Consider the following 11,057-nt stretch of genomic DNA (forward strand, 5'->3'; position numbering starts at 1 on the left):
AAACTCTGACTGACGCACCTGACGAATTTCCCCAAAATTTCACCAAGTTGTAGGGTGCGTCAGCTAAAATTATCTTCTCCTCCCATCGAAAAACTCTGACTGACGCACCTGACGAATTTCCCCAAAATTTCACCAAGTTGTAGGGTGCGTCAGCTAAAATCATCTTCGCCTCCCATCGAAAAACTCTGACTGACGCACCTTACGAATTTCCGCAAAATTTCACCAAGTTGTAGGGTGCGTTATTGAATAAAATTTACTTGATACTTTATTTATTGCGAGAAAAGACATGGCACAATACCCAGATGACTTGAAATACCTAGACAGCCACGAATACATCCGACTCGAAGGCGACATAGCCACGATCGGCATCACAGCCTTTGCCACGATGCAATTAGGTGATATCGTATTTGTGGAATTGCCAGAGGTCGGTACAAAGCTGGAAAAGGGCGATGAATTCGGTACAGTCGAGTCAGTGAAAGCGGTTGAAGAGTTGATATCACCCGTTACCGGCACTGTCGTAGAACGCAATGATGCCATTGTAGACGACCCTGAGCTTGTGGGGCAGGACCCCTACTGCGACGGGTGGCTGGTGAAAGTCCGCGTTGACAATCCCAGCGAACTTGATGATGCTATGTCTGCCGAGAAATATCGTGCACTGGTCGAAGCGGATCAGTCTTGAGTTTTGATTGGGAATTTGGGGCTAGGGCTCGTTGATTCCTCCACAATCCGCCAGGGGTTGAAACCCCTGGCTAATAGCACAAGTCGTCTTTAGACGACTGAAATACTAACCTGTTGCGCGGGGAGTTGCGATAAGTGCGCCTTAATCTACAGTCGGCGACCGACGACTTTAGCTATGAGACAGGGGTTTCAACCCCTGTCGGACTGTCGGACTTTGATAGAGGCAGAAAATCTTCCTGGTTTTCTTAGCAAAATGTTACAAACAAAGAAGCAAAAGTCTATTCAGGAGAATCAGCCTTGGTACTCTACAGCCCTCAACTTGAACCCAGTCAGCAGCAAAACCTTGTTTCCATCGATGGTTTTGCGGGCCGGCACATTGGCCCGACACCCAGCGAAATCCAGCAAATGCTTGATGTTTTGGGCATTTCCAGCCTCGATGAGTTGATTGACAAAACGGTTCCTGCGGCGATTCGCATTTCTCAACCGCTACAACTTCCCGCAGCGCAAAGCGAGTACAGCGCTTTGGCAGAATTGAAAGAAATTGCTGCAAAAAATCAGGTATTTCGATCGTACATCGGCACAGGATATCACGACTGCATCACACCCCCCGTCATCCAGCGGAATATCCTAGAAAATCCCGGCTGGTATACAGCTTACACTCCCTACCAAGCGGAAATTGCTCAAGGGCGGTTGGAAGCTTTACTGAACTTCCAAACCATGATAATTGACCTCACGGGTTTGGAAATTGCCAACGCTTCTTTGCTGGATGAAGGGACTGCGGCGGCGGAAGCGATGGCGGTGAGTTACGGCGCGAGTAAAAATCAGGGAAAAGCGTTTTTTGTTTCCCAAGATTGCCACCCTCAAACTATTGAAGTTGTAAAAACTCGCGCTAAGCCGCTGGGAATTGAGGTGATTGTCGGCGACCATCAAAGCTTTGAGTTCGATCGTACAATTTTCGGCGCTCTCCTGCAATACCCCGCCACAGACGGCGCAATTTACGACTATACCGATTTTATTCGATCGGCACACGAAGTCGGCGCATTAGTCACAGTTGCTGCCGACATTTTGAGCCTTTGCTTGCTCACACCCCCCGGCGAATTCGGCGCGGATATAGCCGTAGGAAGCACTCAGCGCTTCGGAGTGCCGATGGGATTCGGAGGGCCCCACGCCGCCTATTTCGCCACGCGAGAAGAGTTTAAACGGCAAGTTCCGGGGCGAATTGTCGGCGTTTCTCAAGATGCCAACGGCAAATCTGCTTTGCGTTTGGCTTTGCAAACTCGCGAACAGCACATCCGCCGCGAAAAAGCAACCAGCAATATTTGTACTGCTCAAGTTTTGCTGGCAGTGATGGCGAGTATGTATGCTGTTTATCACGGCCCTTCTGGACTGCAAGACATTGCTGAGAAAGTACGGACTTTAACTGCACTTTTGGCATCCGGTTTAAGAAGTTTCGGATACACAATTGGTTCTCAACCTTTCTTCGATACTCTGCGAGTAGAATTGGGAGATAAACCGCTGTCAGAAATTGTAGAAGCTGCTAAAGTTCGCAAAATTAATCTCCGAATTTTTGATAATTCGACAGTGGGAATCACTTTAGATGAAACTGTCACCGTTGAAGACGTGCAAGAGTTGTGGAAAATTTTTGCACAGGATAAAGATTATATCAGGGCTGACGGGCAGAATGCTCTCAACATTCCGCTGGATGCCGACGCATTGAATTCATATTTGACCTTACCAGATTTTTGCGATCGCACCAGCAGCTATCTCGCGCATCCAGTTTTCAACAGCTACCATTCAGAAACTGAACTTTTGCGCTATTTGCACCGTTTAGAAGCCAAGGATTTATCGCTAAATACATCGATGATTCCCTTGGGTTCTTGCACCATGAAATTGAATGCAACAGCAGAGATGATGCCGGTGACTTGGGCGGAATTTGGCAAGATACATCCCTTTGCACCCCGCGTTCAAACTCGCGGCTATCAAATGATGTTCGTGCAACTAGAACAGTGGCTGGCAGAAATTACCGGTTTTGCGGGAGTTTCTTTGCAGCCAAACGCCGGTTCCCAAGGGGAATACGCGGGTTTGTTAGTTATTCGCCAATACCACGAACACCGAGGCGAATCTCACCGAAATATCTGTTTGATTCCCCAGTCAGCCCACGGTACAAATCCGGCTAGCGCGGTGATGGCGGGAATGAAAGTAGTTGCTGTCGAGTGCGATTGTCAGGGCAATATAGATGTAACGGACTTGCAGAAAAAAGCCGATAAACACAAAAATGAACTGGCGGCTTTGATGGTAACATATCCATCTACGCACGGCGTTTTTGAGGAAGAAATTAAAGAGATTTGCGAAATTGTCCACAACTGCGGCGGACAAGTTTATATGGACGGCGCAAATATGAATGCTCAAGTTGGTTTGTGCCGCCCAGGTGATTTTGGTGCTGATGTTTGTCACTTGAATTTGCACAAAACTTTCTGCATTCCTCACGGTGGCGGCGGCCCGGGAATGGGGCCGATTGGGGTGATGTCTCATTTGGTAGAATTTTTGCCCAGTAATTCTATTCTTAACAGTCAACAGTCAACAGTTAACAGTCAACAGTCAACAGTTAACAGTCAACAGTCAACAGTTGGTGCTGTTTCCGCAGCGCCTTGGGGAAGTGCTAGCATTTTGACTATTTCTTGGATGTACATTCGGATGATGGGAGGAGTGGGTTTAACTGAGGCAACAAAAGTAGCAATTCTTAATGCTAATTACATGGCAAAACGCTTAGAATCTTATTATCCAGTTTTGTATAAAGGGAAAGCTGGTTTGGTGGCGCACGAGTGTATTCTAGATTTGCGATCGCTCAAAAAGACAGCAGGCATTGAAGTCGAAGATATCGCCAAACGGTTGATGGATTACGGTTATCACGCGCCGACGGTTTCTTGGCCGGTTGCTGGTACGGTAATGGTGGAACCGACGGAAAGCGAATCAAAGCAGGAATTAGACCGTTTTTGCGATGCGATGATTGCGATTCGAGGCGAAATTGCGGAGATTGAAAAAGGTAATGTTGACGCGCAAAATAACGTCTTGAAAAATGCACCGCATACCGCAGAATCTCTGATGGTTGATGAGTGGAATCGTCCTTATACTCGCGCACAAGCTGCTTATCCGGCACCTTGGACTCGCGAACATAAGTTTTGGCCGGCGGTGGGCAGAATAGATAATGCGTTTGGCGATCGTAATTTTGTCTGTTCTTGTTTGCCAATGGAGGCTTACACTTAAGACTGAAATTTATGCTAAATCTCGTTTGGCTCTGAGTTTAGATCGCCCTCGCATCCCCCACATCTCCGTCTAGAGAGATAAACTTTCCATAAAACTAGGTAATTTAGGAGATTTTTTCTCCTAAATACCTGTTTTAGGCTACCATAATGGGTGAAAGTAGTGTAATCCAATACCTCCTAATGGGTAAAAACAATGTTAATTCAACTTACTATACAAAATTTCTTATCCTTCAGGGATGAAGTCACATTTAGTATGGTGGGAGTTAATAGCGACCTAGAACATATAGATCACCTTGCTGAAGATGCAGCAGGAAAAGGGCGATCGATATTGCCAATTGGAGCAATCTACGGAGCAAATGCAGCAGGAAAGTCAAATCTGATCGAGGCTATAAGTTTTGCCAAAAACTTAGTTGTACAGGGAACTCGCAGCAGTCAAACTATCCCTGTTTCTCCATTCAAACTGGGTGATTATAGTAAGCAGCCTAGCAAGTTTGAGTTTATTTTTACACACCAAGGCGATCAATACTCCTACGGGTTTAAATTAAATAGAGAGCAAATTTTTGAAGAATGGCTTTATGGAATCCCTGATGGCAAAAAGCAGGAAGTGATGTACTTTGAACGGGTCACTTCATCAAAAAAAGAAACTACAGTAGAATATGGTTTAAAACTAAAAGATCGAAGTAAGAAGCGTCAACAGTTTCTCGATTTTATTGCAGAGGGGACTCGCCCTAATCAACTTTTCTTAACCGAATCTCTTGAGCGAAATGTTGTTATTTTAAAACCTATTTTTGACTGGTTCAGAAAAGTATTAAGTATTATTCCAGCAGAAGCAGATTATACGGGCTTAGAAATTGGTGTACTCAGTGATGAATCATTCACGGACTTTCTCAGCGAGTTTCTGAAGTTTGCAGGAACAGGAATTGATTCCATAGTTACAGAGGAAGTAGAGTTAGATTTTGAGCGACACTTTCCAACTATGCCTAAAGTTTTAAGAGATAATCTTATTCAGGCCCTGAATCAAGCAGAAAAAAATTCAATTGCCATGATTGAGAACTTAGGAGGTACAAGATTTCTGCTGTTTAAGGATGATGAAAGTCAAGTAATTTTGATTCAACTCAGAACTCGTCATCGCAGCGAAGACGGAGAATTTGTTGATTTTTCAATAGAAGAGGAATCAGAAGGAACTCAACGTCTAATCAATTTGATTCCTGCTCTTTTTATTTTAAAACAAGAAGAAGAAAAAGTGATTTTTCTGGATGAACTTGATAGACGTTTGCACCCTCTGCTTTCTCGGAATTTTGTACAGGTAGCAATCAATTGTAGAGACAAAAAAAATCAACTCATTTTTACAACCCATGATACCAATTTGCTAGACTTAGATTTACTCCGACGTGATGAAATTTGGTTGGTTGAAAAGAGCGAACAAGGTGTCTCTAATCTTTACTCTTTAGCCGAATTTAAAATGAGACCCGATCTTAAAATTGAGAAAGGTTATTTGAATGGACGTTTTGGAGCTATTCCATTCTTTGGAAATCCACAAAGTTTAGGCTGGCTTAATTGTGAAACCGAGCTATCCGTAATAACTAACTAATAGCAATGGGAAAAATTAACCGCACTAAATTATTAGACCGTCAACAGGATCGGAGAGATGCAAAACTATTTATAGTTGCTACGGAAGGTAAGGAAACTGAAAAGCAATATTTTAGAATGTTTAATAGCACCAGACTAAAAGTGGAAATATTAGCAACTACAGAAGATGGTAAATCTTCACCTGAATATGTTTTAGAGCGTTTAGATATATTCAAAAAACAATACGATCTAAATGAGGATGATATGCTTTGGCTGGTTTCTGATGTGGATCGTTGGGGTGACAAAAAATTGAGTGATGTCTGTAGTCAAGCTAGGCAAAGAGGTTATAATTTAGCTATTAGCAATCCTTGTTTTGAAGTTTGGTTAACTTTACACTTTGAAGATATTAATACTCAGGATAGGACTTGCGATAATTTTAAGGCAAGACTACGAAAAATTTTAGGAAGTTACAATGGTAGCAATCTGGATATCTCTGCTTACAAGCCAAATACTAAATATGCAGTAAATCGAGCGAAAAATCTACATCCAAGTTCTCAGCAAAAGTGGCCACCAACACTAGGAACCCATGTCTATAGACTTGTTGAGATTCTGCTGAAAAGCTTGGGTAGTGACTGCTGACTTCAACATCTTCTATAATGTGAATAAGAGATTAGGATAATTTAATTAACATTTTTTTATTGCACAAGCAGTTTTCAGACTTTATCAAAATGAATGCACGATTTGTGTGGCGATCGCCCGAAAATAAACCGCGTTGGATTATCCTATTATTGTTAGGTGTTTTGGCGGCTTTGGCAGTGGTAGCAACAGCAGCTTACCTCAAAACGGCGATCGCCCAAACAGCCAATCCCACCTTATCTGTAGACGTTACAGCCGATCGACATTCCATCAGTCCCGACATCTACGGTATGAATGATTATGCGATCGATCCGGCCCTCGCCCAAGAGTTGCGAATTCCGGTAGAACGCTGGGGGGCAAATCACACCAGCCGCTACAACTGGTTAGTCGATTCTTCCAACAACGGCGATGACTTCTTTTTCGTGGGTGGCGGCGACAATAAAAATCCTGTTCCCGGCGATTCGATCGATAAAATTGTCAACACCAATCGCAAAAACGGCAGCAAAAGCATCGTTACTATTCCGATGATTGGCTATGTAAATAAATTTAGCACTTGGAACTGCGGCTTTAGAGTATCTAAATATGGGCCCCAAGAAAAAACTAATCCTTACATTTTTCCAGAAGGCGATAAATGCGGCAATGGGAAGCGTCCAGATGGCACTTTAATCGCCGATAATAATCGCCTTGATGTCAGTATTACTAGCAATCCAGAATTTCAAAAAGCTTGGGTTCAACACTTAGTTAAAACCCACGGTACTGCTGCTAGCGGCGGCGTGCAAATTTATCAAATGGACAACGAACCCAGCGGCTGGGGAAATACTCACCGCGATGTTCATCCAGAAGCGACAAGTTACGATGAATTGCGCGATCGCACTTACCAATATGCCTCAATGGTAAAAGCCACAGATCCCACCGCTAAGATACTCGGCCCGTCTGATTTTGGCTGGTTAGTCTATGCGGATTCTCTGGTAAAGGGCGATCGCGAAAAACACGGCGGCGTCTGGTTTGCGCGGTGGTACTTGCAGCAAATGCGCGCTTACGAACAGCAAAAAGGTGTTCGGATTCTCGATTATTTCGACGAACACTATTATCCTGTGGCGGATGACGGCTGTTTGGCGAATTGTCCCGCCGGCGACGCGAAGACGCAAGCAGCGCGGCTGCGATCGACTCGTTCTCTGTGGGACAGCACTTACACTGATGAAAGTTGGCTGGGTAAATCCAATCCGCCACTAACAATTATTCCCCGGTTTCGAGAGTGGGTAAATCAAGATTATCCAGGTACAAAGATCGCAATTACTGAATATAATTGGGGCGGTTTGGAGTCAATTAATGGGGCGTTAACCCAAGCCGATGTACTGGGGATTTTTGGGCGCGAACAAGTGGATTTAGCGACGCTGTGGGGGCCTCCGAAGTCCTCTGAACCGGGTGCTTATGCCTTCCGAATTTACATGAATTATGACGGCAAGGGTGGTAAGTATGGCGATACTTGGGTGCGATCGCACAGCACAGATCGGGGACTTTTGTCAATCTACGCAGCCGATCGCAGCAGCGATGGTACTCTGACGCTGGTAATTATTAATAAAACAAACAAAAATTTGACCGGCAACTTGAGTTTGAAAGGATTTAAACCGGCGGGTAAAGCTCAAGTTTACACTTACAGCGAGGCGAATTTGCAGGCGATCGTCCGTCAGACAGATTTAGGTGTCAGCGCCGTCGGTTTTCAGGCAACTTACCCGGCGAATTCTATGACTTTAGTTGCTATTCCGAAAGCGTAATACCAAATCCCTCTTATTCTTAGTCCGCGCACCATCCGGACTTTGTCTATGTAGTAGCGGTTTCAACCGCCGATTATCAAAGGGTTTTCAACTATTAAGCATCGAGCATCCAAGCAACACACTTGTGCATTTGATTGCTCATTGTTTGTCGATCGGCATTGTACCTGCGGCCGTGTCCCGGCAACACCCATTCAAACGAGTAATTAGCCAAATTTTGCATAGATTTGATTTGTTCCGGCCAAGAATACCAACAAACTTCGCGAAAGCCAACTAGCTGCTGCAAACTATCCGACCAAGCAAGATGATCGCCGGTGAACAAAAAATTGTTATTGTAAAGCAAAACTGTGTGACCTTTCGTGTGGCCGGGAACAGGTACAATCAACAAATCATCGGCTATTTGATGCGGTTCGCTGCCCGACAATTGAATTTCTACACTGCGAGTATCCGCGTTAATTTCGTCCGCATGAAGGATGCGATCGCATCCAAAATGGTCGCGGTATCTTTGATGGTCTGCTACGTCGTCGCGGTGAGTCAAGTACAGATAGCGAATGCCACCCATTGCTTCTATGTTTTTGACTAGCGGCGGCACAAAACGGGGAGAATCAACTAAAACATTGCCCTCTGGACGGACAATTAAATAGCTAGCAGCACCGTAGGATTTCTCTGAATGGTAGCCGCAGTGGTAAACATTTTCTGTTACGAGTGCGGGCAACTGTTGCTGAACTTCTTTGATGTTTTTGGGTTTTTCAACAGTGCCGATGGAACTTGTGGGACAAGACAAAAGAGCTGCGAGCGATCGCATTTCTTCAGTTTCATTAGTTGGCTGCTGGTAAACCGCAGACTGTTCTCCTGCTTGACCAAATACTTCAGGTGCCATCCACCGACAAGTATCGCAGTCAATACAGGTACTGTCTACATAAAAGTTACCGTTAATATTTTCAGTACGCCTCCGATTAATGTTAGCCATTTTTCTACCTCTTAATAACCCATATAAATTATGGTAACTTAGTTTAACTAGAACCCCCGACATCCCGCCGGGGTTTAAACCCCCATCTCACAGCACAAGTCGGTTAAAACTGAGATATTGCACCATTCTCAAGAACCGACCAGAACCCTTGATTTTCCGTTGATGCGATCGCCAAAAATCTAGCTTTTAGAGGCTTAATGACATTGGTGCAATATCTCAGTTAAAACTCACATCTTGCACCATTCTCTCTTAACAGGCTTTCCGGCCTGTTCCACAAAGAGTGAGTTTTTCTTGTGGAACAGGCCGGAAAGCCTGTTCATAAAAGGATTATTGACAATGGTGCAATATCTAAGTTTCAATCAACAATTCTACTGCTGCTGCTGGCTCGTTGGAAAAGCACCCGCTTTCACCGCCACAGTAACAGGTTGTCCGCCGCGGCTCAATTCAAGCTGCAGATTGCTGCCCACTGTACTTTTCTCGACAATTTGCTGTACGCTGCCAGCATCGCTGACTTCTGCACCGTTGATTTTCTCGATCACATCGGCAACGCGAACTCCAGCTTGTGCCGCCGGAGAACCTTTGGCAATTCCGAGAACTAACACGCCTTTATCTTCAGTCAGCCTCAATTTGGGGTTGGGATTTTTATTGAATTCTGCTTTGACTTCAGGAGTAATACTCAACATCTGAATGCCAAGATAAGGATGTTCGGCTTTACCTGTTGTTGCTAACTGGTTGGCAATTTGTTGAGCTCGATCGATCGGAATCGCAAAACCCAATCCTTGAGCACCTTGAATAATCGCCGTATTCATGCCGATAACTTGACCGCGCTGGTTCAGCAGCGGGCCGCCGGAATTGCCGGGATTGATCGCAGCGTCGGTTTGAATAAAGCTGACGCGCTTGTCAGGAACACCGACATCGGCGCTAGAACGGCCTGTAGCGCTAATAATGCCCACAGTCACAGTATTGTCCAAACCGAGGGGATTGCCGATCGCGATCGCCCATTCTCCCGGCTGTAACTCTTCAGATTTGCCCAAACTCACCACAGGCAAATTGGTAGCTTCAATTTTAACAACAGCCACATCAGTAACTGTATCTACGCCTAAAACTTTGCCGACAAATTCGCGACCGTCCTTCAGTTTTACCGTCACCGTATCCGCGCCATCAACAACGTGAGCGTTAGTCAAAATGCGGCCGTCTGAACCAAAAACAAAGCCTGAACCCGAACCCCGTTCTACCCGATTTCCCGGTTGAACGGGAGATTCGGAGCCGAAGAAGCGGCGGAATTGCTGGGGGATCTCATCTGGAACTTGGTTCTTCACCGTGCGAGAAGAATTGATCCGCACCACTGCCGGGCCGACTTCCTGCACTACTTTAGTGACAAAATTAGAGTCTTGAGAGGGCAGTATATTTGCAGGCAATGCTGAGATTGGCGCTGCATTTGCCGGTTCAGATTTGATGGCGTTAGAACTTCCAGGAACTTGAGAAGTTAGGGCGTTGCACCCAACAGTTGCGGTGGAGCCGAGCAAAACGAGGGATAAAAAAGCCAGTTTTTTCGGCACAGAAAAACGGCGATCGCGCACAGTTGCAGCAGGCATATTTTTGGTTGACACAGTATTGATTTGGTGGGAGTTAGAGCGAGAGTTATAATTAGGGTTTTGCATTTTTAGCACCTAGTGTAATTAAATTAGAACTAAAGGCTCTCTAATTTTAATTCAAGCATTTGTTAGAGGTGATTGCCTGGTGGGGTTTACCCTACACGGTGAGGTGGAAACCGGACTATCGCAGGCCAATTGTGGATTCCAGCTTTTGAGCGCGATCGAACTCAGGTAGCACTGGCGAATTGCCTCACACTTCCATAATCAAGACTACGATCGCAGACCAGGATATTCCGCATTGGCATGAAATATTCACAGGATTGATATCCGAACTCTACAACAGTCGTGGACTCGCAAAAACCCGGTTAAGAATCAAAACCTTCGTTGCGAGCGATCGACGTTAACGTAGAAACGGGGTTTTTGACCCCGCCTGCATCCACGACAGCAGCTAAACCACCCAGAAAGCCTAAACCTAAAGCAGGAAGTAAAAAATCTGTAATATCAAATCCGGTTAAATCGGAATCATACAGAGCGTGCGAGCGTCCATAGCGAACGATCCCTGTCGTTCGCTATG

General features: G+C 45.1%; 7 protein-coding genes. 5 read left to right on the forward strand and 2 right to left on the reverse strand.

Annotation, left to right across the window (positions count from 1 at the left end; all coding sequences use genetic code 11):
- The first annotated feature begins 286 nt into the window (after positions 1-286).
- The 5 genes from gcvH to QUA56_RS33870 all read left to right on the forward strand — a co-directional run bounded on the left by gcvH (position 287) and on the right by QUA56_RS33870 (position 7,921).
- Positions 287-679, forward strand: coding sequence for a glycine cleavage system protein GcvH (gcvH, locus tag QUA56_RS33850; RefSeq protein ID WP_333367551.1), 393 nt, complete (start codon positions 287-289; stop codon positions 677-679).
- Positions 680-975: 296 nt separating this feature from the next.
- Positions 976-3,942, forward strand: a complete 2,967-nt coding sequence (gene gcvP / locus QUA56_RS33855; protein WP_333367553.1) for an aminomethyl-transferring glycine dehydrogenase — start codon at positions 976-978, stop codon at positions 3,940-3,942.
- Positions 3,943-4,134: 192 nt separating this feature from the next.
- On the forward strand, positions 4,135-5,532 hold the full coding sequence (locus tag QUA56_RS33860; protein ID WP_333367556.1) for an ATP/GTP-binding protein: 1,398 nt from the start codon (positions 4,135-4,137) through the stop codon (positions 5,530-5,532).
- Positions 5,533-5,537: 5 nt separating this feature from the next.
- Positions 5,538-6,149, forward strand: a complete 612-nt coding sequence (locus QUA56_RS33865) for an RloB family protein (protein WP_333367559.1) — start codon at positions 5,538-5,540, stop codon at positions 6,147-6,149.
- Positions 6,150-6,238: 89 nt separating this feature from the next.
- Positions 6,239-7,921 (forward strand): glycoside hydrolase family 44 protein, encoded by a 1,683-nt coding sequence (locus QUA56_RS33870; RefSeq protein ID WP_333367562.1) that lies wholly within the window; start codon positions 6,239-6,241, stop codon positions 7,919-7,921.
- Between the two features lie 94 nt (positions 7,922-8,015).
- On the opposite strand, the gene QUA56_RS33875 is transcribed toward QUA56_RS33870, so the two are convergent.
- Together QUA56_RS33875 and QUA56_RS33880 are read right to left on the reverse strand one after the other, a co-directional pair.
- A complete protein-coding gene (locus QUA56_RS33875) occupies positions 8,016-8,888 on the reverse strand; it encodes an MBL fold metallo-hydrolase (RefSeq protein ID WP_333367565.1) in 873 nt (290 codons plus the stop codon).
- Positions 8,889-9,256: 368 nt separating this feature from the next.
- The gene (locus tag QUA56_RS33880; protein WP_333367568.1) at positions 9,257-10,549 is read right to left on the reverse strand and encodes an HhoA/HhoB/HtrA family serine endopeptidase; all 1,293 of its coding nucleotides are present in this window, start codon (positions 10,547-10,549) and stop codon (positions 9,257-9,259) included.
- Positions 10,550-11,057: the final 508 nt, after the last annotated feature.

The sequence above is a fragment of the Microcoleus sp. N3A4 genome (assembly GCF_036701805.1).
GTDB lineage: Bacteria > Cyanobacteriota > Cyanobacteriia > Cyanobacteriales > Microcoleaceae > Microcoleus.

Bases quoted from the DNA above. Each gene is read 5' to 3' on its own strand.
- QUA56_RS33880 (WP_333367568.1), bottom strand. From the start codon at position 10,549: ATGCAAAACCCTAATTATAACTCTCGCTCTAACTCCCACCAAATCAAT.
- QUA56_RS33870 (WP_333367562.1), top strand. From the start codon at position 6,239: ATGAATGCACGATTTGTGTGGCGATCGCCCGAAAATAAACCGCGTTGG.
- gcvH (WP_333367551.1), top strand. From the start codon at position 287: ATGGCACAATACCCAGATGACTTGAAATACCTAGACAGCCACGAATAC.
- QUA56_RS33875 (WP_333367565.1), bottom strand. From the start codon at position 8,888: ATGGCTAACATTAATCGGAGGCGTACTGAAAATATTAACGGTAACTTT.
- QUA56_RS33860 (WP_333367556.1), top strand. From the start codon at position 4,135: ATGTTAATTCAACTTACTATACAAAATTTCTTATCCTTCAGGGATGAA.
- QUA56_RS33865 (WP_333367559.1), top strand. From the start codon at position 5,538: ATGGGAAAAATTAACCGCACTAAATTATTAGACCGTCAACAGGATCGG.